Origin of the sequence: Nonomuraea sp. B1E8, from assembly GCF_039871515.1 — a bacterium.
GTDB lineage: Bacteria > Actinomycetota > Actinomycetes > Streptosporangiales > Streptosporangiaceae > Nonomuraea.
Genome location: NZ_JBDPLS010000002.1, coordinates 426,121 through 452,790 on the forward strand (window position 1 = coordinate 426,121; position 26,670 = coordinate 452,790).

Below are 26,670 nucleotides of genomic sequence, written 5' to 3' on the forward strand. Positions count from 1 at the left end.
GCTACTCGTCGGTAACTACTCCGAGGACGAGCGCGGCGGTCAGCAGCGCGTACACCGCCGCCGTCGCCGGCTCCCAGAGGTGGGCGCGGGCCGCGAGCAGGGCGGCCACCGCCACGGCCGCACCCGCCCAGAGCACGCCCGTCCGGAGCGCTGCCGCGCGCCGGCGCGTGCCCTGGCCCGGATCCCACGGATCGCCGGGGGAGGCGCCCGATCGCCTGGCGCGCGCCAGCAGCCCCAGCGCGTCACGGGCCCACCACAGCAGGAACAGCACTCCCGCCCCGCAACTCGTCACCGCCAGCGCCTCGACCGCCCAGCTCAGGTCGTCGGCGACGGCGTACAGGGCGGCCTGGTCGAAGAAGGCCGGAGTGGTGCCGCCGAGGAGCAGTGTCACGGCCCAGCCCGCGGCGACGGCGAGCCGGCTGAACGGTCGTGTCCGGCCGGAGCGGGCGGCGCCGTACAGCTCGCGCTCGCGCCACCGGACCAGGCGGGCCTGCACGCCCCAGGCGTACTGGGTGGCGGTCATCGCGGGCAGCGCCGCCGCGAGGGCCACCAGGGACAACACCGCGAGCGGCACCGTCTGCTCCCTGGTCGGCGCCCGGTCGGCGAGCAACTGCGCGGTGGTCAGCACCGCGATCGAGGCGGACAGCGCGACGAAGGCGCGGTGGCGGGCGGCCCTGGCGCGGGCCCGCAGCCCGGTCACCTGCTCGGCGCCTGGAGGGGGCGCCATCTCGGTCAACAGCATGACCGTCATGATGGCGTCACCCGGCGTAGCGACGCCTGTGATTCGCGTCAATCAAAGCATCCTGAGGGGACCGTCGCCTTCAGGTGATGGGTGAATCGGGAGCGGAGGAGTCACTGGATGGAGCCCTCGCTGCTGCCGTCGGCACGGTCGGGGCTCCGGGGGCGAGCCGCTGCCGCGTCAGGCCGTGACGCCGGCGTCCACGGGGATGGCGGCGCCCGTGATGGTACGCCCGCCGTCCCCGGCGAGGTGGGCGACGGTGGCGGCGATGTCGTCGGGCGAGCAGTACACGCCGAGCGCCGTGTAGCCGCGTTCCGCGTCGGCCTCCGGGCTGTCCGCGGGGTTCATCTCGGTGTCGGTGGAGCCGGGCTGCACGACGTTGGCGGTGATGCCGCGCGGGCCGAGGTCTCTGGCCAGGCCCTTGACGAGCCCGGCCAGCGCGGACTTGCTCATGGCGTACGCCGTCCAGCCCGCGTACGGCACCCGCTCGGCCAGGCTGCTGCCGATGAAGACGATGCGGCCGCCGTCCGGCAGGCGCCGGGCCGCCGCCTGCGCCAGCACGAACGACGCGCGCGTGTGCACGGCCAGCACCTCGTCCACCTGGGCGAGCGTCACCTCCTCCAGCGGCCCGTACGGTGCGATGCCGGCGCTGCCCACCACCACGTCGAGCCGGCCCAGCTCGCGCACCGTCCGCTCGACCGCCTCGACCAGCTCCCGAGGGTCGGCGGCCTCGGCGCGCAGGGCGAGCCCGCGCACGCCGGCCGCCTCGACCTCCTTGAGCACGGCGGAGGCCCGGTCGCTCGCGCTTCGGTAGGTGACGGCGACGTCGAAGCCGTCGCCGGCCAGGCGGCGCGCGATGGCTGCGCCGATGCCCCTGCTGCCGCCGGTGACGAGGGCGACCTTGTGTTCCATGACTTCTCCTTCAAGTGGAATGCGTTCCGCTTGAGACAGTAAGCGGAATGGATTCCGGATGCAAGCGGTGCAAGGATGGCGATCGTGAGACGCGAGCGCAGTGACGCGGCCCGCAACCGCGCGAAGATCCTCTCCGCGGCTGAGCGCATCGTGGCCACGCACGGGGTGGAGGGCCTGTCCATGGCGGAGGTGGCGGCGGCGGCCGGAGTGGGCGTCGGCACGCTTTACCGGCGCTTCGGTGACCGGTCAGGGCTCGCGTACGCGCTCATCGACCGGCGGGAGAAGGCGTTCCAGGCGGCGTTCCTCGAGGGCCCGCCGCCGCTCGGTCCAGGGGCCGAGCCGGCCGAGCGCGTCAGGGCGTTCCTGCGGGCACTGGCAGAGCGGACGGTCGAGCAGCTCGACCTGCTGCTCATGGCCGAGACGGCGAGCCCGCTGGCCCGCTTCGGCGGCGCGTACGACGCCTACCACGGCCATCTGGTCATGCTGATCGGCCGGATGCGTCCGGAGGCCGAGGCCTACGGTCTGGCCGACGCGCTGCTGGCGCCGCTGTCCGCCGAGTTGCTCGCCCACCGGCTCAGGAGGTGCGGGGTGAGCGTCGAGCGGATCACGTCGGCGCTCGACGATCTGGTGTCCGGTCTGGTGCGCTGACGCGCTCCCTGGAGTGGTTGTCCGCCCGTGCGCGGACCGGTCGGCACAGCTCTGGGACGCACGTTACAGAGCGTGTTTCTAGCGAAACATGTGAAATTTCCGGACAAGTGGTGGTCGTGTCTGCTAGGAAAGGGCGGGTCGTATTCGTATGAGAGAGGTTCCATCGTGGCGCGCGACGAGAACGACAGGCCATACGAGGATGGGCAGGGTAGGCCGTTAAACCCGGAGATGACGGGTGATGTGCTGTCCCCGCGGTGGAGCACTGAAGACACCGACGAGCAACCCGCCATCCAGGTGGTCGGCAATGAGACCTACATCCTTCCGCTGGAAAAGGGTGCCGAGCCCCAGCTGATAGAGCGGCGTGACGTCCTTGACGACCCCGGTCATCACGACGTGCTCGGCGGGACGACCTCGGCGTACGACGCCGGCGGCTCGCATGACGTGCTCGACGGCGGGAGCGGCCCGCGTGACGTGCTGGGCGGCGACCCCCATGACGTGCTGGGCGGCGGGAACGACTCCCACCGTGACGTGTTGAGCGGTTCCGGCGGGCACGAGTTCGGCGGGTCCAGTGGTGGGCCCAGTGGTGGGCACGAGTTCGGTGGCCCGAGCGGTGCCCATGATTTCGGCGGCCCGAGCGGCCCGCATGATTTCGGCGGTCCGAGCGGGCCGCACGACTTCGGCGGGCCCAGTGGCCCGCACGAGGTGCTGCACGAGAGCGGCGGCTCCCGTCACGCCGACGACGAGTCCCCGTACCTCCCGCTCGACCGGGGTTACGAGACGGACGACCGCGACGACGACCAGCCCAAGCGCGGCTTCCTCGGCTCCGGCTGGACCGACGAATCCGGCGGCGAGAGGCGTTCCTCCCGTGGTGGTGACGATGACGCCGGCGGCGGCGAGGGCGAGGTGCGGCACCGCACCCGGGTCCTGCTGGTGGCGGCCGCCGCGGTGGTGCTGGTCGGCGTCGGTGTGGGCTGGATGGTCACCGGTACGTCCTCCGACGACCCGTGCGCCGGCGGCAGGTGCGCCAGCGCCGGCGAGGTGACCGCCCCCTCCGACTCGGCCGTCCCCTCGGAGGAGGAGCAGGTGCCGGTGGAGGAGGAGACCGACACCGAGCCCTCCGACCCGGCCGCCGACGAGCCCACCGAGTCGGAGCCGGCGCGGCCGGACCGTCAGCAGGGGCAGACCCGGCCCACGCGTGAGCCGGAGAGCCGCCCGTCGCCCACGCGCGACATCGGCGACCCGACCACCAAGGCCAGCCCGAGGAACACCCGGTCCCCGCAGGATCAGATGCGGGACACCGACACCTCGAGCGAGACGCGGGTGAACAGGGAGCCGAGGAGCACCAGCCAGGAGTCGCAGGACCAGCCTCCCGCGACGCAGCAGCAGCCGACGCAGCCGACGCAGGCCCCGGTGCCCGAGCCCGAGCCGACCCAGGAGGAGCGGAAGGGGCTGCTCGACATCCTGTTCCCCTGGGCGTAGGGCCCCGGGCGCAGGACAGACCACTCTCCGGGTGGGCCGCCGGCCGCGGTCCACCCGTAGGATGCGGATCCAGGTCCTGGTCTGGCAGACTTGGAAACCGCTTTCCTGGGAGGTCTCGTGGTCACGCTTGAAGACGTCGCCAAGCAGGCGGGCGTCTCCCTGGCGACCGCCTCGCGGGTGCTCAACGGCAGCACCCGCCAGGTCGGCGCGGCCCTGCGGGCGCGGGTCGAGCAGGCCGCCGACGAGCTGGGCTACCGAGCCAACATCGCGGCCCAGACGCTGGCCCGCGGCGCGAGCAACGTGATCGGCATCGTCGTCCACGACCTGACCGACCCCTATTTCGCGGCACTGGCCGACGGTGCCATGCGGGCGGCGGCCACCGAAGGCCTGCTCGTCATGGTGGGCACCACGCACCGCGACCCCGAGCAGGAGATCGCCTACGTGGCGACGCTCAACGCCCAGCGTGTCAGGGCGGTCCTGCTCGTCGGCTCGCGCGTGGCCGACCCGGCCGTCACCGGGCGCCTGCGCGACGAGCTGGCCCGATACCAGGCGGGCGGCGGGCGGGCGGCCTGCGTGGGCCAGGACCTGCTCGGCGTCGACACGGTCGCGCCGGCCAACCGGCAGGGCGCGGCCGAGCTGGCCCGGGCCCTGGCCGATCTGGGGCACACGCGGTTCGCGGTGCTGGCAGGGCCGCCGCACCTGGTGACGGCGGCCGACCGCTGCGCCGGGTTCGTCGAGGCGCTGGAGGAGCTGGGGCTGCCCGCGCCGCAGGTGATCCACGGGCCGTTCGACCGCGACGGCGGCTACGCCGCGGCCTCGCAGGCAGGCGACGTGACCTGCGTGTTCGCGGTCAACGACGTGATGGCGGTCGGGGCGCTCGCGGCCTATCGAGAGCGTGGTGTCCGGGTGCCCGACGACGTCTCGGTGGCCGGGTTCGACGACATCGTCACGCTGCGTGATCATGTGCCCGCTCTGACGACCGTGCGCCTGCCGCTGAAGGACATGGGGGCCCGGGCGCTGGAGCTGGCGCTGGGTGAAGGAGATCCGGTCGTGGTCGAGCAGGTCGCGGGCGAGGTCGTGCTGCGGGAGAGCGTGCGGAGGATGACGTGAGGCTGGCGGTCAGCACGCTGGGCATGCCCGGCGAGGGGCTCGACAGGGCGATCGAGATCGCGGCCGGAGGTGGCTGCCAGGGGCTCGAGTTGCGCCTGCACCCCGAGACCGGCGTGCACGCCGGTCTCGGCGCCGCGGAGCGGCGGTCGGTGCGGGAGCGGGTGGAGCGGGCGGGCCTGGAGATTTCGGCCCTTGCTGGCTATGTCGGTGTTTGTGAGCCGGGGCCGGACGAACCTGTCGTCGCGGCGCTCCTCGCCGACCTGCGGCTCGCCGCCGACCTGGGCGCTCCGGGCGTGCGGGTCTTCCCTCGTGGCGACGATCCGGCCGTCGGCGCCCGCAGGCTCAAAGCGGTCTCCGGTACGGCCGGAGCCCTCGGCTGCCGCGTTCTCGTCGAGACGCACGACGACATGGCCACCGGCGCCGCCGTGGCCGCCCTGCTCGCCGAGGCGGGCTGCCCCGAGACCACCGGGGCGCTGTGGGACCTGCTGCACCCCTGGCGCAACGGCGAGCCGCCGGCCGACTCGCTCGCCGCGTTCGGGCCCCACCTGGCGTACGTCCAGGTCAAGGACGCGGTCTCGGCCCGCGACACCACGCCGGTGCCCTTGTGGACCGGCTCTGTGCCGCTCGACGAGGCGGGCGGGCTGCTGCGCGGCGCGGGCTACGGCGGCTGGGTGTCGCTGGAGTGGGAGCGTGCGTGGTATCCGCAGGTCGCTCCGGTCGAGCAGATCCTGCCGGGCGCGGCCGACTGGGTGCGACGTTTCACCGCTTAGATAGGGGGATGTCCCCTTCTCAGAACAAAGTGCTTGTCGTCGGGATGGACGGCCTGCGCTTCGACCGGCTCCAGGCCGTGGGCGCGCCGGTGCTGGCCGAGCTGATGGCCTCCGGCGCGTACGGCACCAGCATGCTCCCCTACGGTGAGGCCGGCACGCCGCGTACGGAGTCGCCCGGCGAGGTCGTGCCCAAGGCATCCGAGCCGGCGGCCGGCGGCCGGGTGATCAGGTCGCGTACGGACTCGGGGCCCGGCTGGTCGTCGATCGCCACCGGGGCCTGGCCCGACAAGCACGGCGTCGTAGACAACAGCTTCACTGCACCCCAGTTCCAGAAATTTCCGGACTTCCTGTCCCGTGCGAAGAAGGCCCGCCCCGAGCTGAACACCGCGGCCTTCTTCTCCTGGGCGGCGCTCGCCGAGCACGGCGCGTTCGGCCCGGCCGTCGACCACCGGTTCGTGCTCGACGGCTACGCGATCGGCTGGGCCGAGGCCGACAGGCAGGTGGCCGCCGCGGCCGAGCGGCACCTGTCGGAGACCGACCCGGACGCCGTGTTCGTCTACCTCGGCGACACCGACGAGGTGGCCCACGACCTCGGCCCGCACTGTCCCGAGTACACCGCCGCCCTCCAGTCCCAGGACGCCTACCTGGGGCGCCTGCTCGACACCGTCCGCGCCCGGCCCTCGTACGCGCGCGAGCGCTGGACCGTGCTCATCACCACTGACCACGGTCACGTGGACGAGGGCGGTCACGGCGGCGTCTCGGAGGAGGAGCGCACGGTGTTCGTGATCGCCAACCGTCTGGGGGAGCGCCTCGCCCGTCGTTCCCTGGCCGGTCCCCGGCTGGTCGACGTGGCTCCCACGGTGCTCGCCTCGCTCGGGTTGGCCGTCGATTCCGCGTGGAACCTGGACGGTGCGCCGCTGGGACTGTGATGTCTTTCATCAGGTGTTGAATTTCTGCCGGGAAAGCGTGACACTCATGTGCAGGACGCCGAAGGGCAGGGATGAAGCTGATGAACACGGCACCGGACTTCTCCGAGATCGACGCGGGAATGCTCGCCGAAGTAGGCGGAAAGGCCGCCAACCTCGGCGAGCTGACCAGGGCGGGGCTGCCCGTACCACCCGGCTGGGTGCTGACCACGCAGGCCTACCGCCAGGTCGCCGAGGGCCTGGAGACGAGCGGCGACGGGCTCGCCGAGCGCGCCAGGCGCCACCTGCTGCGGGCCCCGGTGCCGGACGCCGTGCGCGAGACGATCGTGAAGGCGTACGCCGCGCTCGGCGACGACGTGCCGGTGGCCGTGCGCTCCTCCGCCACGGCCGAGGACCTGCCGTTCGCCAGCTTCGCCGGACAGCAGGACACCTTCCTCAACGTGGTGGGCGCGGACGCGGTGGTCGACGCCGTACGCCGCTGCTGGGCCTCGCTCTGGACCGACCGCGCCGTCGCCTACCGCGAGTCGAACGGCATCGACCACGCCGTCGTGCGGCTCGCGGTGGTCGTCCAGACCATGGTGGACGCGCGGGTGTCGGGTGTCATGTTCACCGCCAACCCGGTGACGGGCCGGCGGCGCGAGGCCGTCATCGACGCGGCCCCCGGGCTCGGCGAGGCCGTCGTCTCCGGCGCCGTGAACCCCGACCGCTTCGTCGTTCACGGGGGCGAGATCCTCGACCGCCACGCGGGCGACAAGCTGCTGGCCGTCCGCGCGCTGCCCGGGGGCGGCACCGAACGCGTCGAGACCGCCGGCGACGCGCCGGACGGAGAGCCGGGGCAAGAACTCTGCCTGACCGACGCCGAGGTGCTCGCCCTGGCCGAGCTCGGCACGCGCGTCGAGGACCACTACGGCGCCCCCCAGGACACCGAGTGGGCCATCGACCACGACGGCGGGCTTTTCCTCACCCAGGCGCGCCCGATCACCACGCTCTACCCGCTGCCGGACAACCCCAGGCCGGGGCTGCGGGCGTACTTCTCCTTCAACGTCGCCCAGGGCGTCATGGGGCCGATCACGCCCATGGGACGGTCGGCACTCAAGCTGGTCGCCTCGGGAGCGGCCGGGCTGTTCGGCTACGGTCCCGCAGACCCTCTCGACGGCCCTCCCGCGATGACCGAGTCGGGGCAGCGCTTGTGGATGGACGTCACCACCGCCGTACGCAGCAAGGCCGGCCGCGCCATCCTGCCGCGCATGTTGCAGCTCGGGGAGGCGCGCTCAGGATCGGTCATCGAACAGCTGGTGACGGATCCCCGGCTGTCGCTGACGCACACCTCCCGCCGCCCGGTGATCCGCGGCCTGCGCCGCTTCGCCCGCCGCATCCACGCCCCCTCGCGGGCGCTGCTCGCGCTGACCAGGCCGGGCAGGACCCTGGCGTACGCCGCCCGCGTGGGCGAGGTGATCGACCGGCGCCTGCCGCTGCCGTCGGAGGCCACCCCGGAGCAGCGCCTCGACCACGCCCAGCGTGTGCTCTCCCGCGCGTTCCCCCTCATCGTCTCGATCATGCCGATCGCGATCACGGGCTACGGCTCGTTCGCGTTGTCGTCCAGGCTCTCCGGCGTGCCGATCGGCGACATGCAGGACGTCCTGCGCAGCGTTCCGCACAACCCGACCACGGAGATGGACCTGGAACTGTGGGACCTGTCCACCCGCGTCGAGCCCGAGCCGTTCGTGACGGAGCCGGTGGAGGAACTGGTCCGCCGCTACCGTGCGGGCACGCTCCCGCCCATCGCCCATCGGGAGATCACCAGATTTCTGCACGCGTACGGCCATCGCGGCGTCGCCGAGATCGACCTCGGCGTCCCCCGCTGGTCGGAGGAGCCCGCGCACATCCTCGGCGTGATCGCCAACTACCTGCGCATGGACGGCGACACCGCCCTCGCGCCCGCCGCCCTGTTCGCCAAGGGCGCGCGGGAGGCGCAGGCGGAGATCGCCCGGGTGGCCGCCGAGGCCGGACGCAAGGGCCGGTGGCGGGCCGCCGTGGTGCGGTTCGCGCTCGGGCGCACGCGGATGTACGCGGGGCTGCGCGAGCTGCCCAAGTTCTACGTCGTCAAGATCCTCGCCGGGGTGCGGCGGAGCCTGCTGCAGGTGGGGGAGCACCTGGTCGGCCTCGGAGTGCTGGACGCGGCGCGGGACGTGTTCTTCCTCGACCTGAGAGAGGCCAGGGCCGCTCTGGGCGGCGGCGACCTGCGCGGGCTCGTGGCGGAGCGGCGGGAGGCGTACGAACGGGAGTCGCGCCGCAGGCACGTGCCCAGGGTCCTGCTGTCCGACGGCACCGAACCTGAGGCGCTCGCCACCTCTGCCGCTGCCTCCGGCGCGCTGACCGGCACGCCCGCTTCGGCCGGCACCGTCACGGGCGTGGCGAGGGTGGTGATGGACCCGGTCGGCGCGCACCTGGAGCCGGGCGAGATCCTGGTCTGCCCCTCGACGGACCCCGGCTGGACACCGCTGTTCCTGACGGCGAGCGGGCTCGTCATGGAGATGGGCGGCTCGATGTCGCACGGCGCGGTGGTGGCCAGGGAGTACGGCATCCCGGCCGTCGTCGGCGTCGCCGACGCCACCCACCGCGTCACCACCGGCCAGAAGATCACCGTGAACGGCGCCGCGGGCACGGTCACCCTGCCGACCTGACGGAGGCCGTCCGCGCGCCGTCACGCGCCGGCAGGAAGCACCACGTCCTCGTAGCGGGCCTTCATCGTGGACACCACCTCGTCGGGGTCCGCGGCCCAGATGTCGGCGTTGAAGATCTCCACCTCGACGTCGCCGGTGTATCCGGCGGCCAGGACGGCCCGCGTGATCGGCGGGAAGCCGATCACGCCGTCGCCCATCATGCCCCGCCCGAGCAGCACGTCCGGGGGCAGCGGGTGCAGGTAGTCGCACACCTGGTACGACGCGATCCTGCGGCCCGCGCGGGCGATGTCCTCGAACAACCTCGGGTCCCACCAGACGTGGAAGGTGTCCACCACCACGCCCACCTGCTCCTCCGGGTGGGCCAGGCTCAGGTCGAGCGCCTGACCGAGAGTGGACAGGACGGCCCGGTCGGGACAGTAGACGGGGTGGAGGGGCTCGAGAGCCAGCTTGACCCCCCGCTCCCCGGCGTAGGGGGCCAGCTCCGCCAGCGCCTCGGCCACCCGCTCCCGCGCCCCGGCCAGATCCCGTGAGAACCCGCCCGCCGCGACACCGCCGTAACTTCCGCCGCCCGCCGCCGCACCGCGCCCGCCCGCGGGGCCGGCCGGCAGCGGCTCGCCCGGTGCCACCCCGGGCAGGCCGCCCACCACCATCACCAGGCAGGCCGCCCCCAGCTCCGCCGCCTCGTCGATGGCCCGCCGGTTGTCGTCGAGCGCGCGGGCGAAGGCGCGGCGGCCCTCGTCGCCCGGCAGCCCGCCCGCCGTCATGAAGCCGCCCCGGCACAACGACGACACGCGCAGCCCGGCCGCCCGCACCAGCTTCACGCTCTCCGCGAGCCCCTGCTCGGCGACGTTCTCCCGCCACAGCCCGACAGCTTCCAGGCCGTGCCGCACGCATCCGTCCACGGCCTCGGCCACGGTCCAGCGCTGCGTCGTGCGCTGGTTGAGTGAGAGGCTCACAGCCCGTTCACCGCCAGCAGCGCCTTCATGCGGCGCACGGCCAGCTCCTGGTCGGCCAGCAGCCCGGCCTGGTCGGCCAGACGGAACACCTCCGACAGGTGGAGCAGCGAGCGGGCCGACTGGGCGCCGTTCACCATGGCGAACGCGTCCTGGTGACCGTTCAGCCAGGCCAGGAAGACGATGCCGGTCTTGTAGTGGTACGTCGGCGTCTCGAAGATCTTCCTGGACAGGGGGACGGTCGGGGCCAGGATCTCGTCGTACGACGCCAGCAGCCGGTCGCGGCCCGCGCCGTCGCCGGCGGCCGAGTGCTCGACGGCCGCGTCGAGCGCCTGCAGCGCGGCAGCCGCCGCCGGGGCGATGGCGTCGAAGATGCCGAGCAGCGCGTGCGAGCCCGACCTGATCAGCGACGGGTAGTTGAAGTCGTCGCCGGTGTAGAGCTTGACCCCGCCGGGGAGCGCGGCGCGCAGCCCCACCTCGTGCTCCTCGTCCAGCAGCGACACCTTCACCCCGTCCACCATGGGCGCGTGGGCGTGGACGAGCTCCAGGAACGACTCGGTCGCCGCCGCCACGTCAGGGGCGCCCCAGTAGCCGGCCAGGTGCGGGTCGAACATCTCGCCCAGCCAGTGCAGGATCACCGGCCGGTCCACCAGGCCGAACAGCTTGCCGTACACCTGGTGGTAGTCCTTGGGGCCGGTCGCGGCCTTCGCGAGCTGGCGGGAGGCCATGATGATCACGCCGGCGCCGGCGGACTGCACGGTCTCGATCTGCTCGGCGTACGCGGCCGTGATCGTGTTGAGGTCGGCGGCCTGGGGCGCGTGGTCGGTGCCCGCGCCGCAGGACACCAGCGTCGCGGGGTCGCCGACCGTACGCGCCTCGGCCGCGCTGCGCCGGATGAGCTCCTTGGTCGCGGCCCAGTCCAGGCCCATGTTGCGCTGGGCGGTGTCCATGGCGTCCGCGACGCGCAGGCCGTACGACCACAGGTGGCGGCGGAAACGCAGGGTGGCGTCCCAGTCGACGGCCGCGGGGGAGCCGGGCGTGTTGTCGCCCAGCGGGTCGGCCACCACGTGTGCGGCGGCGTACACGATGCGGCTGCCGGCCGGGGCGTCCGGCACCGGCCAGGCCGTGGGCTCGCTCAGGGTGTACGCCCCGATGCCGGGCAGGTCGATCCTCACGGCTGCGGCACCTCGATCCTGCGGCCCTCGGCGTTGGAACGCAGCCCCAGCTCGGCGAGTTGCACGCCGCGGGCGCCCGAGGCGAAGTCGTTGGGGAAGGGCGCGTCCTCCACCACGTGCCGGACGAACGCCTCCCACTGGACCTTGAACCCGTTGTCGAACTCGGCGTTGTCCGGCACCTCCTGCCAGCCGTCGCGGAAGCGCGCCGTGGCCGGCAGGTCGGGGTTCCAGACGGGCTTGGGGGTGGCGGAGCGGTGCTGCACGCGGCAGTTGCGCAGGCCCGCCACGGCGCTGCCGTGCGTGCCGTCCACCTGGAACTCCACCAGTTCGTCCCGGTTCACCCGGACTGCCCACGAGGAGTTGATCTGCGCGATGATGCCGCCTTCAAGCTCGAAGATCCCGTACGCGGCGTCGTCCGCGGTGGCCTGGTACGCGGTGCCCTGCTCGTCCACGCGGGCGGGGACGTGCGTCACCGCCCTGGCGTAGACCGACTGGACCCTGCCGAACAGGTTCTCCATGACGTAGTGCCAGTGCGGGAACATGTCGAGCACGATGCCGCCGCCGTCCTCGGCCCGGTAGTTCCACGACGGCCGCTGCGCTTCCTGCCAGTCGCCCTCGAACACCCAGTAGCCGAACTCGCCGCGCACCGACAGGATCCGGCCGAAGAAGCCGCCGTCGATCAGCCGCTTCAGCTTGAGCAGGCCGGGGAGGAACAGCTTGTCCTGCACGACGCCGTTCTTGACGCCCTTGGCCGCGGCGGCCTCGGCCAGCGCGACCGCCTCCTGCGTGGACTCGGCCGTCGGCTTCTCCGCGTAGATGTGCTTGCCCGCCTCGATGGCCTTGAGCACGGATTTGACGCGGGCGCTGGTGACCTGGGCGTCGAAGTAAATGAGGTTGCCGTCGTCGGCGAGGGCCGCGTCCAGTTCCGTAGTGAAATTCGAAATGTCGTGCTTAGTAGCAATATCTGCAAGTTTGTCGGTATTACGTCCGACCAGGATGGGCTTGAGCTTGACCTTTCCGCCGTCCGAGAGCGTGACCCCGCCCTGCTCGTTGATGGCCAGAACGGAACGGACCAAGTGCTGGCGATAGCCCATTCGTCCGGTGACGCCGTTCATCACGACGCCTATGGTGCGCACGCTCATGAAGATCCCTTCAGGACAAACGGTGGAAAGCGCTTTCCCGAACCGTACGGCCGTGCGGCCCAGGGCGTCAAGTGGCGCGGGGCCTCAGGAGGCCCGGAGGCCGGGCGGCGGCCCCGCGCTGAGGCCGCCGTGCTCAGCGCTGGCCGCGCGGCTCCAGCCTGGCCAGCGCCTTGGCGATGGGGTGGGCGGCGAGCGACAGCTGCCACTCGCGAGCCCCGAGCTCGCGCAGCCGCGCGGTCACGCTCTCGTCGGTGATCTCGGCCGGCGGCTCCCAGGTCAGTCGGCGGACGGCGTCGGGCTGCAGCACGTTCTCCGTCGGCATGTGGAACTCATCGGCCAGCGCGGACACCACCGCCCGCGCCGCCGCCAGGCGCTTGGCGGCGGCCGGATCGCGGTCGGCCCACCGGTTGGGCGGTGGCGGCCCGTCGCCGGGCGTGCTCGGCTGGGGGAGCTGGCTGTCGGGCAGCGCGCGGGCCCTCGCCACCGCGGCGAGCCAGTCGCTCATGTGCCGTCGCGCGCTTCGCCCGGTGAATGCCGAAATTTCGGTCAATGCCTTCTTGGTACGGGGCCCTTCGAGCGCCGCGGTGACGATCGCGGCATCGGGCAGCACCCTGCCGGGCGCCAGGTCGGCCTCCCGCGCGATGCGATCGCGCATGGTCCACAACTCGCGCACGATGGCCAGCGCGCGTACGTTGCGCACCTTGTGGATGCCCGAGGTGCGGCGCCACGGGTCGGACCGCGGCACCGGCGGCGGGGTGTTGAGCACGGCGGCGAACTCCTCGCGCGCCCACTCCAGCTTCCCGCTCTCCACCAGCTGCTCATGCAGCACGTCGCGGAGCTCGACCAGCACCTCCACGTCGAGCGCGGCGTAGCGCAGCCAGTCTTCCGGCAACGGCCTGGTGGACCAGTCGGCCGCCGAGTGACCCTTCTCCAGCCGCAGCCCGAGCACGGTCTCGACCATCGTGCCGAGGCCCACACGCTCGTAGCCGAGCAGCCGCCCGGCCAGCTCGGTGTCGAACATCTCCCGCGGCCTGAACCCCAGCTCCATGAGGCAGGGCAGGTCCTGGGAGGCGGCGTGCAGCACGATCTCCGCGTCGGCCAAGGCCTGGTCGAGGGCGGACAGATCGGGGCAGCCGACCGGGTCGATCAGCGCGGAGCCTGCGCCGGCCCTGCGCAGTTGCACCAGGTAGGCGCGGTTGCCGTAGCGGTAGCCGGAGGCCCGCTCGGCGTCGACGGCGACGGGGCCGTCTCCCGCGGCGAACCGCGCCACGACCGTGGCCAGCCCGGCCGCGTCCGCGATGACCGGCGGGATGCCCTCGCGGGGTTCGAGCAGCGGCTCGACTGTGCGTTCTTCTGTCATTCGACCTTTTCCGTGGCTACTCCGACCCACAGCCGGAGAGGAAACGCATTCCAGCGTAGCGAGGCAGGGAAACGTGGCGCGTACCCGGGCGGATCGGCGTCGGAGTACGCATCACGTCTGGTCGTCATGTCGGCGGGGCAGCGCGGCCACGTCGGGCGGGAGCGGCGGGATCCCCGCCGCCAGGCACATCAGGTCGCACCAGGCGGCGACATGGCCCGAGAGATCCTCCTGGGCGGGAGACCAGGACGCCCGCAGCTCGAGCTCGGTCGTGACCGGGTCGTCGGCCTTGTTGCCGAACCCCTCGGACACGGCTCTCGTCACCGTGCCGCCGGCGGCGGAATAGCCGGCCTGGTGAGCGTCGAGGGCCTCGGTCAACCAGCTCCAGGCCACGGGCCCGAGCAGCGGATCGGAGGTGATCTCGGGCTCCATGTCGGCCCTGACGTAGGCGACCAGGCGGAACGGGCCCTCCCAGCCGCGCTGGCCGTCGGGGTCGTAGAGGAGGATCAGCCGGCCGACCGCGAGCTCGTCGTCGTCGCGGTAGACGGAGGCGCCGATGGCGGCGGAATAGGGGGCCAGCCGCTGCGGCGCGGGCAGGTCCTCGAGCTCGATCTCCGGCCGGACCTCGGACAAGCGCAGACTCTCCGCCGCACGGGTGAACTCGGCGGGAGGCGGTGGCTGGTCACCGAGTGTCATAGCCGAAGCGTAGGTCGAAGACGGACGGAAGGGGACCACGGGGGTGCTCATCTTTGGTGATCAAGCCGCTGCCGTAACAAGCTGGCGAACGGGCCGGGTGGACTCGGCGGAGCCGAGAAGGATCGCGTGGCCGCACTCGGCGCAGGCCCACTCCGGGCACTCGCCCTGCTCGTGCCCGTCGGCGCACGGAGGCTGCTCGAACGGGCGCACACCGGCACAGGACGGGCAACACTCACTGCGGCGCTCTGGGAAACTCCACAACGCGGGCATCGCACGAGTCATCGAAGCGGGGCCTTTCTTCGGGTTGTGGCTCCGACGTTGGCACGAGCCGCTGACAATTCCCCGCAACGCGCTCGGCGTGTCCCGAAAGTGGTCGCTGAATCGATGCCGCGCGGTTGCTTGACGAACATTTGGCTCAGTCGAGACCGGCTCTCTGGGCGGGCATGGGGTGTGTTCGACCCGTGTCGGACGCCGACGCCGAGCAGACCGGTAAACCTTCATCCGGCTATCTGATCATGATTTGCTAGGTCCAATGGATGTTTTTCCCGACACGGCCGCTTCGTGTCGCCGCGAAATCCGTCACCGGACACAGTTTCCGCCTCCATCGCCCGGCACGGATCCGCTTCCGCCACCGCACACCTGTCCGCCTCCGTCCCATGACACGGATCCGCAAGCGGCCATGGCCCGCCGCAGGATGCCGTCCGCTGGCGGGACCGGCGCCCCGGCGTGGCACGCTTGTGGGGTGAACCTCGCCGACTCAGCGTTCCTGCGTGCCTGCCGCCGCCAGCCCGTCCCGCACACCCCGGTCTGGTACATGCGCCAGGCCGGGCGCTCGTTGCCTGAATACCTCAAGGTCCGCGAGGGCGTGCCCATGCTCACCGCGTGCGCCACGCCCGAGCTGATCGTCGAGATCACCATGCAGCCGGTCCGCCGCTACGGCGTGGACGCGGCCATCTTCTTCAGCGACATCGTCGTCCCCCTCAAGGCCATCGGCATCGACCTCGACATCAAGCCGGGCGTCGGCCCGGTCGTGGCCGACCCGATCCGCGACGCCAAGGGCCTCGACGCGCTGCGCCCGCTGGAGCCCGGCGACGTGCCGTACGTCACCGAGGCCGTCCAGGCGCTCACCGGAGAGCTGGGCGGCACGCCGCTGATCGGCTTCGCGGGCGCGCCGTTCACGCTCGGCTCCTACCTGATCGAGGGCGGCCCGTCGAAGAACCACGACAAGACCAAGGCCATGATGTACGGCGCGCCCGAGCTGTGGCACGCCCTCATGGAACGCCTGTCCGTCATCGTCCTGGAACACCTGCGCATCCAGGTCGCGGCCGGCGCCTCGGCCGTGCAGCTCTTCGACTCCTGGGTGGGGGCGGTGGCGCCGGACGACTACCGCGAGTTCGTCCTGCCCCACACCCGGCGCATCCTCGAAGGCGTCCAGGACGTGCCGCGCATCCACTTCGGCGTGGGCACGGGCGAGCTGCTGGGCGTGCTGGGCGAGGCGGGGGCCGACGTCGTGGGGGTCGACTGGCGGGTGCCGCTCGACGAGGCGGCCCGCCGGGTCGGCCCCGGCAAGGCACTGCAGGGCAACCTCGACCCGGCCATCCTGCTGGCGCCGTGGGACGTGGCCGAACGCAGGGCCCGCGACGTGCTGCGGCGCGGCCGGGCGGCCGAGGGGCACGTCTTCAACCTCGGCCACGGCGTCCTGCCCTCGACCGACCCCGACCAGCTCAAGCGCCTGACCGACCTCGTCCACGAAGCCGGCGCGTCGACCTGACCCCTGGCCTGCGGTGCGGCGGGGTGCCGGTGCTCAGACGGTTGTGGGGCCCGGGCCGCCCGGTTTCCGGCCCGGGGGAGCAGACACGACAAGGGAACGCGCGGCGCGGTCACGGCGTACCAGATAGATCACCAGGACGAGGAGCGGCAGCGAGACGACCGCCCACGGCAGCACCGCGCCGAGCATCGTGAGCGCCACCTTCACGAACGACACCAGCGCGCCCCACCCGGCCTCCAGCCCGCCGAGGAAACCCGCCGGCTCCTCGTCGGGGTCGGCCACCGCGGCCACCGGCCCCACCAGATGGAGCGTCAACGTCGCCATCGCGACCTGCGCGGCCAGCTCCTTCTGCTGGGCCTGCAGCGACTCCAGGTCCGCCTCGCGATCGGAGATCTCCCGCTCGACCTGCAGCACCTGGCCGATCGTGTCGGCCTTCTTCAGCAGCGTACGCAGCGACTCCAGCGACTGCTCCGCCGACTTGAGCCGGCTCTCCACGTCGGCCACCTGGAGCGTGACGTCCTGGGTGCCCTGGTGCATGGACAGCTGCCGGCCCAGGTCCCTGCCGAACCGGCCGGCCACCTCGGCGTACTTCGCCGGCGGGATCTTGAACTCCAGTACGGCCGAGTCCTCGGTGGCGCTGGCCGAGTTGCTCTCCTCCCTGGACAGGTGGCCGCCGGCCGCCGTGACGATCTGCTTGGCCTGCTGCGCGGCGGTGGAGACCCGCTCAGCGCGTACGGTCATGCTCCCGGTGTAGATGACCTGCCGCTCCTGCCGGGTCACCTTGACGCCGGAGACGACGCCGTCCCCGCCGCCCCCGTCCGCCTTCGCGCGGGGCTGCCCGGTGGACCGCGCCTCGGCCCTGGGCCGCCGGGCGTCGTACTGCTCCGGCTGCGCCCGGGTGGAGTCCATGGCCGGCGCGACGGTCCCCGACTCGCCGGCCGGCAGGATGCCGCCGCCGGCGCAGCCTCCCAGGAACGTGACGGCGCAGGCCGCCGATAACGCGATGCCGTACCGCATTCGTCTCATGCCCCTATGACGGCTTCCGGATCACCCCGGTTTGACGGCGGAAATCACGGTCCTGTATCGAGCCCGCCTCCACTGCGTGGAGGCGGGCTCGGTCAGGTGGGCGACGCGGGCGACCCGGGCGGGTGGGCGACATTGTGAGGCGGTAGCGTCGGGAGGCGTGGAAGGGAATCGGGCGCACGTGGTGGTGGTCGGCGGCGGAATCTCCGGTTTGGCCGCCGCGTGGCACCTCCGCCAGGGCGCGGGCGAGCGGGTGAAGGTGACGGTCCTCGAGGGTTCACCGCGCATCGGCGGCAAGCTGTACGCCTCGGAGGTCGCCGGGGTGAGCGTCGACGCCGGAGCGGAGGCCATGCTGGCCCGCCGGCCCGAGGGCGCCGAGCTGGCCAGGGCGGTCGGGCTCGGGGAGGAGCTGGTGTTCCCCGGCACGGCGCGCTCGGCCGTCTACACCAGGGGCACGCTCCGTCACCTGCCGAAGGGCCAGGTCATGGGCGTGCCGTCCGACCTGACCGAGCTGGCGAGGTCCGGCATCGTCTCGCCCGGCGGGCTGCTGCGCGTGCCGCTCGACCAGCTCCTGCCGCCCACCCTGGTGCGCACCGACGTGTCGGTGGCCGCCTACATCCGCGCCAGGATGGGTTCGGAAATCGTGGAGCGGCTGGTCGAGCCGCTGCTCGGCGGCGTCTACGCGGGCCGTTCCGACATGTTGTCGCTGGAGGCCACGATGCCGCGCGTGGCGGCCGTGGCACGCTCCGAGCGCTCGCTGCTGTCCGCGACCCGGCAGCTCGTCGAGGACGCGCCGAAGGACGCGGGGCCCGTTTTCACCTCGCTCAAGAACGGCGTCGGCGGCCTGCCCGAGGCCGTCGCCAAGGCGTCCGGCGCCGACGTCAGGACCGGCGTGACCGCCCGCGAGCTGCACAGGACCGAGCACGGCTGGCGGCTCGTGACGGGCCCCGTGCCGAGGCCCGAGACCATCGAGGCGGACGCGGTGATCGTGGCCGTGCCGGGGCCCGCCGCGAGCCGGCTGCTCAAGGACGAGGCGCCCAAGGCGGCGACCGAGCTGGCCAGGATCGACTACGCCAGCATGGCCGTCGTCACGCTCGCCTACCCGGTCGACGCCTTTCCCGAGCCGCCCGCCGTCAGCGGCTATCTGGTGCCGCCCGTGGAGGGCCGGCCGGTCAAGGCGGTCACGTTCAGCTCGGTGAAGTGGCCTCACCTGGCCAGAGACCTGGTGATCCTGCGCTGCTCGATCGGCAGGATCGGCGAGGAGCACCTGCTCCACCGCGAGGACACCGAGCTGGTGTCGCTGGCCATGGCCGAGATGGGCGAGGTGATGGGCGTGCGCGGGCTGCCCGTGGACAGCCGGGTGACGCGCTGGGGCGGGGCGCTGCCGCAGTACAACGTGGGCCACCTCGACCGGGTGGCCAAGGTGCGTTCCGCGGTGGCCGGGCAGCCAGGGCTGGCCGTGTGCGGCGCGGCCTACGACGGCATCGGCATCCCCGCGTGCATCAGCGCCGCGCGTACGGCGGCCTCCCAGATTCTGGACCACCTGTCCCTACGAGGAGAATGAACACCATGACAGAGGGCGCCGCGCGGCTCAAGGCCCGCGATCTCAACCAGGTGATCCGTTACACGATGTGGTCGGTCTTCCAGACGACCGGGCCGTGCCCGAGCGACCGCGACGGCCTTGCGCGGGAGGTCACCGAGCTGCTCGACCAGGCAGCCGGGAAGGACGTTGTGACCAGGGGGGTCTACGACGTCGCGGGGTTCAGGGCCGACGCCGACTACATGTTCTGGTGGCACGCGCCCACGCCCGAGGACCTCCAGGACGTCTACGCCCGGTTCCGCCGCACCGCGCTGGGCCGGCACAGCAGGCCTGTATGGTCGGCGATGGCGCTGCACCGGCCCGCCGAGTTCAACAAGTCGCACGTCCCGGCCTTCCTCGCCGAGGAGGAGCCGCGCGCCTACGTGAGCGTCTACCCGTTCGTCCGCTCCTACGAGTGGTATCTCCTCGAAGACTCCGAGCGCCGGGCGATGCTGGCCGAGCACGGCAGGATGGCGCGCGACTACCCCGACGTGCGGGCCAACACGGTGGCGTGCTTCTCGCTCAACGACTACGAGTGGATGCTGGCGTTCGAGGCCGACGAGCTGCACAGGATCGTCGACCTGATGCGGACGCTGCGCGGCGCGCAGGCCCGCCGGCACACCCGGGTCGAGATCCCGTTCTACACCGGTGCCCGCAAGCCGGTGCAGGAGATCGTCGCCGCCCTCCCCTGACGCGCGCCGCCGTCCCGCCGCAAAAGATCAAGAACCGAGTTGGCGATCCAACGGTTTTGATCGGCCCGCCTTGTCACAATCAGGGAAATCCCTAGTTCGTCGGGCGTGCGCGGGGGCGGCACGTTCCAACCGCGGGCCCCGTACGGGTCCGGGCAGGGAGGCGGGGTGGACGAGCCGGGCAGGCCCGGCCGGCGCGCGACCGGTCGTCATACGGCGGGTCGTCATGCGGCTGGTCGTCATGCGGCTGGTCGTCAGGCGGTGGGGCGCGCGCGGCGGGTTCGAGGGCGGGCGGCGGACCGCAGGTGGGGGCTGCGCGGCCGGCGAGGGCTGCGCGGCCGGCGCCGCAGGCGCGGGCTGCTGACGGGTGCGATCGCGCTGGCCGGGGCCGCGGCGGTGCTCGGCGTCAACGGGACCATCGGCGGCGTGCTGACCCCCGCCACCACCGCCGGGCGTCCCGCCGCGCCGACCCTGCCCAGCAGCGGCGCGCGCGAGAACGGCTCGCCGGCGCTGCCCGGCGGAGCCGGCGCGGAGGCGAAGGCGGACGCGGGTGCGCAGGCCAGTGCACGGGAGGTACGCAGGCCCGCGCCGCCCGAGGCCACCGGCGGCGGGCCGGCGCCGGAGGCCGGCGCCACCGGCGCGAGACCTGAGGCCGAGCCCGGGCTGGTGCCGGGCACGACCGACCCGGATGACCTGCTGGCGGGCGGTCCAGACCCCGGTGACGTCGCCGGTTACCGGGCCGACGGCCCATCACGGCACACGGACCGCGAGGCGGCGGAGTTCTTCCGTACGCGCTGGAGGGCCGGCGACAAGGCACTGAAGCGGCTCAAGGACATCCGCACGGTCGGCGGATATCTGCGGATCTACACGGATCTGCCGGAGTCCGCCGGCAACTCCGCCGCCGCACTGACGCTCTGCAAACGCGGCCTCGACTACCTGCGCGCCCGCGGGGTGGCCCATCCCGTGGTCTTCGTGCAGGCGGAATTCGGAGAGAACGGCAACCCGGTGCTGGCCAACATCCTGGGGCCGTCCGACACCAGCTGCCGGGTCACGCATCCGGCGCCGGGCTGAGCGGGCGCGGTCCAGCGCCGGTCTAGCGCACGCGCACCCGCGTCCTGGCGCACCGCTCGCACCGCTGCGTCACCACGCGTCCTATGGTCTCGATCGTCACCCAGCGGTGGCGAAGATGGACAAGACGCACACGATTCTCCTACCCGGTGTAGGCGATCGGCACGCACTGTCGTTATGCGATCACCCCTTGGGTTCAAGGGTAAGGGAGATCGAGTTGATGCAGTACCGATCATCGGTCGGAGTCGCATAGCCCTCGCCGTGGAACACGTGCCCCAGGTGCGAGTCGCACCGGGCGCAGCGCACCTCCGTACGCACCATCCCGAGGCTGCGGTCCTCGATGAGCTTCACCGCCTCGGAGCCGGACGGTTCGAAGAAGCTCGGCCAGCCGCAGTGCGACTCGAACTTCGTGTCGGACCGGAAGAGCTCGGCGCCGCAGGCGCGGCACGAGTAGACCCCTTCGGTCTTGGTGTCGACGTACTCCCCCGTGAACGGGCGCTCGGTGCCGGCCTCCCTGAGAACCTGGTACTCCTCGGGGGACAACTGGGCCCGCCACTCGGCCTCGCTCTTGACGACCTTGTCCATGTCTCCAGAGTACGACTTCCGGCAAAAAGAGATCTCCGCCGGGGAAGCATCCTTTCTGGTGCGAATTCGCGTCTTTGTCGGCAAGGGGGTGTTCATCGCCTCCTGCCAAGGGGTGAGATCGTTCGCGGATCCCGCCGAGCGGCACAGCCCACGCCCGTGCTGGCGCCGCCGGGGGATCGCCACGGCCGGCCGGGTGGCGCGCCAGCGCCCGGAACGGCGGCGGACGGTCTGGCGGCCCGTCCCGTCGAGCCCTCGGTCCCGCCACCGAGGAGGCTCCGGGACGGGCCCACCCCGCCTTGTCGGAGGAGGGGAGTAGGTTCTGTGGCGTGACTCCTCCGCTCCGTGATGGAAGCGGCTTTTCGCTAAGCCGCTTGCGCAGCCTGGCGAAGGGCAAGCCCTGCCCTCACGATGTTGACCGCCGCGTTCACGTCGGCGTGCGCGGCATGCCCGCACGCCGTACAGGCGAACCCGGCCTGGGTGACGCGGTTGTCCTTCGCGTTGTGCTCGCAGCGGGCGCAGGTGCGGGAGGTGCCGGCGGGGTTCACCGCGATCAGCTTGCGACCGGCGCTTTCAGCCTTGTGCGCGAGGATCGTCAGGAACACCCCCCAGCCCGCGTCCAGGATGCTCCGGTTGAGGCCGGACTTGGCGGCGACATTCCGGCCGGGGGCTTCAGTCGTGCCGGACGCCGAGCGGGTCATGTTCGTGATCCGCAGGTCCTCGTGCACGATCACGTCATAGGCGCGGACCAGGGCGAGCGCGGCCTTGTGGGCGCCGTCCAGACGTTGCCTGCGCACCTTGGCGTGCAGCGCGGCCACGCGGGCCACCGCCTTACGCCGCCGCTTGGAGCCCCGTTCCTTGCGGGCCAGAGCCCGCTGCGCGGCGGCCAGCCGGTCAGCGGACGCGGCCAGGTGGCGGGGGTTGCTCAGATGCTGTCCGTCGCTGGTCGTGACGAGCGACGCCACGCCCATGTCGATCCCCGCGACCGCGCCGGTGACGGGCAGCGATTCGGCGGGCACGTCGTCGCACGACAGGACCACGAACCAGCGGCAGCCCTCGCGCTTGACGCTGATCGTCTTCACCTGGCCGCGCACGGTCCGGTGCCGGTGGACGCGGACGTGCCCGACACCCTGGAGGCGCACGTAGGTGGCGGTGGGGTGGCCGGGCTGGGAGTCCCACCGGCAGCCGTCGCCGTCCTTCGGCCACTCGACCGTGTCGAACCGGCCGCGCCCCTTGAAACGCGGGAAGCCCGGGGTGCGACCCTCGCGGACCCGCTTGAAGAACGCGCGAAACGCCTTGTCGAGCCGTCGCAGGGTGGCCTGCTGGGAGGAGAACGACCAACGCCCCTGCCCGTCCGGGTCATCGGCGCGGATGTGTTTCAGCTCGGCCGACTGCTCGCCGTACCGGACACTCACCCCCGCCCTGGCATAGGCGGTACGGCGGTGCTCCAGAGCGGCGTTGTACAGCGTGCGGTGATCCTCCAGACACGCCGCCAGCGCCGCCGCCTGCCGGGCCGTGGGGCGCAGCAGGAATCTGAACGACCTGCGCACACCCCACCCCCCCATCACGTTCGGTAATGACACCACCACGATATCGGCTGGCGCCGACAAAACCAGGAAGGACATCCGTGATGCGCAGATGTGACAGGTCAGGGCACGATCGGGCCTTGACGGCCCTCCCGCTCCCGATTCCCCCGTCGCCTCAAGACGACGGTCCCCTCGGGAGACTCTGATGGCATCGCCGTACATAGAACTCGAGGTGGGGGAGCGGACCGTCAAGGTCACCAACCCCGACAAGGTCTATTTTCCTGGGATCGGCGCCACCAAGCGGGAGCTGGTGGAATATTACGTGAGCGTCGGGGAGGGAGCGCTGCGGGCGCTCAAAGACCGGCCCACCAACCTGAAGCGCCACCCCGACGGCGTGCAGACCGACGCCATCTACCAGAAGCGCATGCCGCCCCGGCATCCAGACTGGCTCCAGCCGGTGACGGTGACGTTCCCGAGCGGGCGCACGGCGCAGTCGCTGCGGGTCACCGAGGTGGCCGCCATCGCCTACTGCGCCAACCTCGGCACCATCGACTTCCACCCGTGGCAGGTGCGCGCCACCGACACCGAACACCCCGACGAGCTGCGCATCGACCTCGACCCGCAGCCCGGGCTGGAGTTCGATGCGGCACGCAAGGCCGCGCTCCTCACCCGCGAGGTGCTGGCCGACCTGGGGATGGACGGGTTCGTCAAGACGTCGGGCAACCGCGGCGCCCACATCGCCGTGCGCATCGAGCCGCGCTGGGACTTCATCCAGGTGCGCCACGCCGGCATCGCCCTGGCCAGGGCCGTGGAGGAGCGTGATCCCGGCCTGGTAACCACAGCGTGGTGGAAGGAGGAGCGCGGCGAGCGGGTGTTCATCGACTACAACCAGAACGCAAGAGACCGCACGGTGGCCAGCGCCTACTCCGTCAGGGCCAAGCCGCACGCGCCCGTCTCGACGCCGCTCACCTGGGACGAGCTGGCCGACGCCGACCCGCGCGACTTCGACATCCGCACGGTGCCCGCCCGCTTCGCCGAGCTGGGCGACGTGCACGCGGCCATCGACGACCGCGCCTACTCCCTCGCGCCCCTGCTCGACCTCTACGCCCAGGACGACCGCGGCGACATGCCCTACCCGCCCAACTACCCCAAGATGCCCGGCGAGCCGATGCGGGTTCAACCCAGTCGAGCTAGGGCTATGACAAGGGAAAACAGGTCAAGCTAAACGGCGAACAAGGCCGACCGGACGATCACGATCTATCTGCAGTCCATCCGGTTCTTTCGCGAGTGGCTCCGTGAGCAGGGCAGGCCGGAGACGACCGAGTCGCTCACCAAGGGCGCCATCTCCGCCTGGCTCGCCGATCTCGCCGAGCGACAAGCCCCGAGCACAGCGCTCACCCGCTTTCGCGGGATGCGCAGGTTCACCCGCTGGGCCGTGAACGATGAGGCCATCAACGCGGATCCGATGGCAAACATCGAGAAGTCGACGGTACCCGACAAGCCGGTCCCCGTCATCGGCGACGCCGAGATCGCGAAGCTGCTCAAGGAGTGCGATGGCAAGACCTTCGAGGAGCGCCGGAACGAGGCGATCATCCGAGTGCTGTTCGACTGCGGCCTGCGCATCTCCGAACTGGCCGGCCTCGATGTTCCGGACATCGACATGGACCATGAGGTCGTCCACATCATGGGCAAGGGCCGCCGCCCTCGCTCGGTGCCCTACAGTGCCAAGACGGCCCGCGCCCTCGACCGGTACGCCCGGGTGCGACGTCAGCACCGGCACGCCCGCGAGGACCGGTGGTGGCTGGGCCAGCGCGGCGGCTTGTCCACTTGGGGGATCGACAACATCCTGCGCGTCCTGGCGGAGCGGGCCGGCCTGGACGACATCCACGCGCACCGGTTCAGGCACACCTTCGCCCACGACTGGCTCGCCAACGGCGGCCAGGAGCGCGACCTGATGCGGCTGGCCGGCTGGCGCACGGACACCACGCTCGGCGTGTACGGCACGTCGGCGGCGACTGAGCGGGCGCACAATGCCGCCCGAAAGCTCAAGCGCGGAGACCGGCTGTGACCCAGAGCCTGCGCGAGCTGATCGCCGAGCTTGACGAGCTGTCCGCCGACGAGCGGGCGGACCGGCTGGGATGGCCTGGCGAGGTCCAGCTGGAGGACGAGTTCGGCGTCGCCCGCGACACGCTGCGCAAGGCCGTGCAGGTCTTCAAGGCCGAGGGCCTGGTCGAGACCGTGACCGGCATGGGCGTCTACGTCGTCCAGAGGTAAGGCAGTTAGACACGCTCGATCTCGATAGCGAGGACGCCGAGCGCTTCCTTCTCTGGCGGGTAGATGCGTCGGATGTCGGCGAGCTGCTGCGCCCGGGGCGAGGTGGGGTTCACCCGCTCAGGGCCTTCGGTGTCGAGCAGCTCCTCGAAGCTGCTGTAGACCGCCACCCTCTTGATCCGGGTCAGGCACTCCTCCTTTCCGCACAGGAACCGAGTGTGCTGACCGGCGGCGAGGTTGCGCAGGTTCGGGTACTGGACCCGTACCTCGATCGTCTTGCGCCCGGTGGCGACTAGATCGAAGTACTGGCGGTAGAGGTTCATCTCGCGGGCGGGGGGCGCGACGGCGGATATGGGACGAGCTCCTTGGCGGTGTACGGGCGGTGGAGTTGCTAGGGAGTCACGGCGGTGACTTAGGCAGCCATACGTGCTGCCCGGCCGGCGTGACGAACAACCGATAGGCGTCGCAGCCTGGCCGCCCCGATCGGAGCCAGTCCATGTAGGCCGCCTCCAGCGAGTCCCACAGGGCGCGGCCGCCGCCCTGGGTGACGTGGACGTCCGCCTCGCCGGGCCGGGCGGTGACGAGCGCCCAGCCGTCGCCGCGCCGGTCCCGCAGGCGCATCACCCACGCTCCTCCGTCGCCGTCGTCTTCCCAGCCGTCAGTGGTGATGGCGAGGTGCGGCGAGTGGGCGGCGAGGGCGAGCGCGAACCCGCGGTGCATGGCGGCCGACGGGGTTCGCGGGTCGAGGCGCGTCGTCGATTTGGAACCGCGGTCGCCGTACGGTGGCCAGGCCGGGCGCCGCTGCGAGCGCAGCATCATGTACCCGCAGCCGCCCACGAATGTGCCGACGGCGGTGCCGTCGTCGAGGACGTCGAGCCGGAGCTGGTAGCCCCACTGGCCGGGCATCGGCATCCACGGCAAGACGATCAAGCAGCCCGGTCGGGTCTGCTCGACCCATGCGTACGGGATGTCGCGGACGCCGCAGGTGACGTGCACCCGGTCGTATGGCGCTCCATCGGGAGCGCCGAGCGCGCCGTCGCCGACGAGTACGGTCGGCGCGAACCCGGCTTCCTTGAGGCTTGCGCTGGCCGCCGCCGCCACGGACTCGTCGACCTCGATCGTGGTCACCTGGTCGTCGCCGAGCCGCCACGCCAGCATGGCGGCCGTCCACCCGGTGCCGGTGCCGACCTCCAGCACACGGTGATGGGGAGCGAGGTCCAGCAGGTGCAGAAACTCGGCGGCCACATGCGGGCAGGAGATCGACGACGTGGGCGGCGCAGACTCATCCCCGATGTCGGCGTGGCCGTCGCCGCGCTGCGTGATGATCGCCGTGTTGGAGTAGACGGCGTCCCACCAGGCGGCGGGCTCGCGGTCGCGGTCGACCAGCCCGCCGGGCCGATCGTCCTGCGGATCCACCCACACCCGCGGCGGGACGAACAGGTGGCGAGGCACCTCGGGCAGGCCAGCCAGCCAGCACGCGGCGTCGGGGTCGTCGGGCAGCCAGACGCCGGCGCCGGTCAGGTAGTCGGCCAGGGCGCGGACGCGTCCGGCGATCCAGTGGTCGCTCGTCATG

At 72.0% G+C, this 26,670-nt stretch carries 25 protein-coding genes; 13 read left to right on the plus strand and 12 right to left on the minus strand.

The annotated features are described in order from the left end of the window. Nucleotide 1: 1 nt before the first annotated feature. Nucleotides 2-742 carry a hypothetical protein gene (locus ABGA98_RS10935; RefSeq protein ID WP_347618089.1) on the minus strand — a complete coding sequence of 247 codons (741 nt, stop codon included), beginning with the start codon at nucleotides 740-742 and terminating at the stop codon, nucleotides 2-4. Between the two features lie 177 nt (nucleotides 743-919). Further along, nucleotides 920-1,651: an SDR family oxidoreductase gene (locus ABGA98_RS10940; protein ID WP_347618090.1), complete on the minus strand. Its 732-nt coding sequence runs from the start codon at nucleotides 1,649-1,651 to the stop codon at nucleotides 920-922. Between the two features lie 84 nt (nucleotides 1,652-1,735). Here ABGA98_RS10940 and ABGA98_RS10945 point away from each other — a divergent pair, with 84 nt between their 5' ends. The 6 genes from ABGA98_RS10945 (at nucleotide 1,736) to ABGA98_RS10970 (ending at nucleotide 9,268) form a co-directional block, all read left to right on the plus strand. Further along, nucleotides 1,736-2,299 carry a TetR/AcrR family transcriptional regulator gene (locus ABGA98_RS10945; RefSeq protein WP_347618091.1) on the plus strand — a complete coding sequence of 188 codons (564 nt, stop codon included), beginning with the start codon at nucleotides 1,736-1,738 and terminating at the stop codon, nucleotides 2,297-2,299. Nucleotides 2,300-2,527: 228 nt separating this feature from the next. Beyond that, entirely contained in the window at nucleotides 2,528-3,778 is a 1,251-nt protein-coding gene (locus ABGA98_RS10950) for a hypothetical protein (protein WP_347618092.1), read from the plus strand. A gap of 117 nt (nucleotides 3,779-3,895) precedes the next feature. After that, on the plus strand, nucleotides 3,896-4,888 hold the full coding sequence (locus tag ABGA98_RS10955; RefSeq protein WP_347618093.1) for a LacI family DNA-binding transcriptional regulator: 993 nt from the start codon (nucleotides 3,896-3,898) through the stop codon (nucleotides 4,886-4,888). Beyond that, on the plus strand, nucleotides 4,885-5,658 hold the full coding sequence (locus tag ABGA98_RS10960) for a TIM barrel protein (protein WP_347618094.1): 774 nt from the start codon (nucleotides 4,885-4,887) through the stop codon (nucleotides 5,656-5,658). The genes ABGA98_RS10955 and ABGA98_RS10960 overlap by 4 nt, the downstream gene beginning before the upstream one ends. 8 nt (nucleotides 5,659-5,666) lie before the next feature. After that, entirely contained in the window at nucleotides 5,667-6,587 is a 921-nt protein-coding gene (locus tag ABGA98_RS10965; protein ID WP_347618095.1) for an alkaline phosphatase family protein, read from the plus strand. A gap of 80 nt (nucleotides 6,588-6,667) precedes the next feature. After that, entirely contained in the window at nucleotides 6,668-9,268 is a 2,601-nt protein-coding gene (locus tag ABGA98_RS10970) for a PEP/pyruvate-binding domain-containing protein (RefSeq protein WP_347618096.1), read from the plus strand. Nucleotides 9,269-9,288: 20 nt separating this feature from the next. Here ABGA98_RS10970 and ABGA98_RS10975 read toward each other — a convergent pair whose 3' ends face one another. From ABGA98_RS10975 to ABGA98_RS10995, 5 genes are all read right to left on the minus strand, one after another. Beyond that, a complete protein-coding gene (locus ABGA98_RS10975; RefSeq protein ID WP_347618097.1) occupies nucleotides 9,289-10,224 on the minus strand; it encodes a sugar phosphate isomerase/epimerase family protein in 936 nt (311 codons plus the stop codon). Further along, on the minus strand, nucleotides 10,221-11,396 hold the full coding sequence (locus tag ABGA98_RS10980; protein WP_347618098.1) for a dihydrodipicolinate synthase family protein: 1,176 nt from the start codon (nucleotides 11,394-11,396) through the stop codon (nucleotides 10,221-10,223). The genes ABGA98_RS10975 and ABGA98_RS10980 overlap by 4 nt, the downstream gene beginning before the upstream one ends. Next, complete coding sequence (locus ABGA98_RS10985; protein WP_347618099.1) at nucleotides 11,393-12,538, minus strand: Gfo/Idh/MocA family oxidoreductase; 1,146 nt, start codon at nucleotides 12,536-12,538, stop codon at nucleotides 11,393-11,395. Before ABGA98_RS10985 ends, ABGA98_RS10980 begins: the two co-directional genes overlap by 4 nt. 133 nt (nucleotides 12,539-12,671) lie before the next feature. Continuing rightward, nucleotides 12,672-13,898, minus strand: a complete 1,227-nt coding sequence (locus ABGA98_RS10990; protein WP_347618100.1) for an HRDC domain-containing protein — start codon at nucleotides 13,896-13,898, stop codon at nucleotides 12,672-12,674. Nucleotides 13,899-14,009: 111 nt separating this feature from the next. After that, complete coding sequence (locus tag ABGA98_RS10995) at nucleotides 14,010-14,591, minus strand: DUF3000 domain-containing protein (protein ID WP_132597519.1); 582 nt, start codon at nucleotides 14,589-14,591, stop codon at nucleotides 14,010-14,012. Nucleotides 14,592-15,333: 742 nt separating this feature from the next. Between ABGA98_RS10995 and hemE the strand changes: the two genes are divergently transcribed. Beyond that, the gene (hemE, locus tag ABGA98_RS11000) at nucleotides 15,334-16,362 is read left to right on the plus strand and encodes a uroporphyrinogen decarboxylase (protein ID WP_347618101.1); all 1,029 of its coding nucleotides are present in this window, start codon (nucleotides 15,334-15,336) and stop codon (nucleotides 16,360-16,362) included. 33 nt (nucleotides 16,363-16,395) lie between these two features. On the opposite strand, the gene ABGA98_RS11005 is transcribed toward hemE, so the two are convergent. Next, nucleotides 16,396-17,385 (minus strand): DUF4349 domain-containing protein, encoded by a 990-nt coding sequence (locus ABGA98_RS11005; RefSeq protein WP_347618102.1) that lies wholly within the window; start codon nucleotides 17,383-17,385, stop codon nucleotides 16,396-16,398. Between the two features lie 157 nt (nucleotides 17,386-17,542). Here ABGA98_RS11005 and hemG point away from each other — a divergent pair, with 157 nt between their 5' ends. The 3 genes from hemG (at nucleotide 17,543) to ABGA98_RS11020 (ending at nucleotide 20,721) form a co-directional block, all read left to right on the plus strand. After that, nucleotides 17,543-18,946, plus strand: coding sequence for a protoporphyrinogen oxidase (gene hemG / locus ABGA98_RS11010; RefSeq protein ID WP_347618103.1), 1,404 nt, complete (start codon nucleotides 17,543-17,545; stop codon nucleotides 18,944-18,946). Beyond that, a complete protein-coding gene (gene hemQ, locus ABGA98_RS11015) occupies nucleotides 18,943-19,653 on the plus strand; it encodes a hydrogen peroxide-dependent heme synthase (RefSeq protein ID WP_347618104.1) in 711 nt (236 codons plus the stop codon). The genes hemG and hemQ overlap by 4 nt, the downstream gene beginning before the upstream one ends. Nucleotides 19,654-19,911: 258 nt before the next feature. Beyond that, the gene (locus ABGA98_RS11020; protein WP_347618105.1) at nucleotides 19,912-20,721 is read left to right on the plus strand and encodes a hypothetical protein; all 810 of its coding nucleotides are present in this window, start codon (nucleotides 19,912-19,914) and stop codon (nucleotides 20,719-20,721) included. A 180-nt stretch (nucleotides 20,722-20,901) separates the two neighbouring features. On the opposite strand, the gene msrB is transcribed toward ABGA98_RS11020, so the two are convergent. Beyond that, nucleotides 20,902-21,303 carry a peptide-methionine (R)-S-oxide reductase MsrB gene (gene msrB, locus ABGA98_RS11025; protein ID WP_132520334.1) on the minus strand — a complete coding sequence of 134 codons (402 nt, stop codon included), beginning with the start codon at nucleotides 21,301-21,303 and terminating at the stop codon, nucleotides 20,902-20,904. Nucleotides 21,304-21,665: 362 nt separating this feature from the next. Then, nucleotides 21,666-22,850 (minus strand): transposase, encoded by a 1,185-nt coding sequence (locus tag ABGA98_RS11030; RefSeq protein ID WP_347618106.1) that lies wholly within the window; start codon nucleotides 22,848-22,850, stop codon nucleotides 21,666-21,668. Between the two features lie 181 nt (nucleotides 22,851-23,031). Here ABGA98_RS11030 and ligD point away from each other — a divergent pair, with 181 nt between their 5' ends. The 3 genes from ligD (at nucleotide 23,032) to ABGA98_RS11045 (ending at nucleotide 25,100) form a co-directional block, all read left to right on the plus strand. After that, nucleotides 23,032-24,051 carry a non-homologous end-joining DNA ligase gene (ligD, locus tag ABGA98_RS11035; RefSeq protein ID WP_347618107.1) on the plus strand — a complete coding sequence of 340 codons (1,020 nt, stop codon included), beginning with the start codon at nucleotides 23,032-23,034 and terminating at the stop codon, nucleotides 24,049-24,051. A gap of 210 nt (nucleotides 24,052-24,261) precedes the next feature. Then, nucleotides 24,262-24,894 carry a tyrosine-type recombinase/integrase gene (locus ABGA98_RS11040; protein WP_347618108.1) on the plus strand — a complete coding sequence of 211 codons (633 nt, stop codon included), beginning with the start codon at nucleotides 24,262-24,264 and terminating at the stop codon, nucleotides 24,892-24,894. Continuing rightward, nucleotides 24,891-25,100, plus strand: a complete 210-nt coding sequence (locus ABGA98_RS11045; RefSeq protein ID WP_347618109.1) for a GntR family transcriptional regulator — start codon at nucleotides 24,891-24,893, stop codon at nucleotides 25,098-25,100. The genes ABGA98_RS11040 and ABGA98_RS11045 overlap by 4 nt, the downstream gene beginning before the upstream one ends. A gap of 5 nt (nucleotides 25,101-25,105) precedes the next feature. On the opposite strand, the gene ABGA98_RS11050 is transcribed toward ABGA98_RS11045, so the two are convergent. Together ABGA98_RS11050 and ABGA98_RS11055 are read right to left on the minus strand one after the other, a co-directional pair. Next, complete coding sequence (locus tag ABGA98_RS11050; RefSeq protein ID WP_347618110.1) at nucleotides 25,106-25,420, minus strand: ASCH domain-containing protein; 315 nt, start codon at nucleotides 25,418-25,420, stop codon at nucleotides 25,106-25,108. A 76-nt stretch (nucleotides 25,421-25,496) separates the two neighbouring features. Next, nucleotides 25,497-26,669, minus strand: coding sequence for a methyltransferase domain-containing protein (locus ABGA98_RS11055; protein ID WP_347618111.1), 1,173 nt, complete (start codon nucleotides 26,667-26,669; stop codon nucleotides 25,497-25,499). Nucleotide 26,670: the final 1 nt, after the last annotated feature.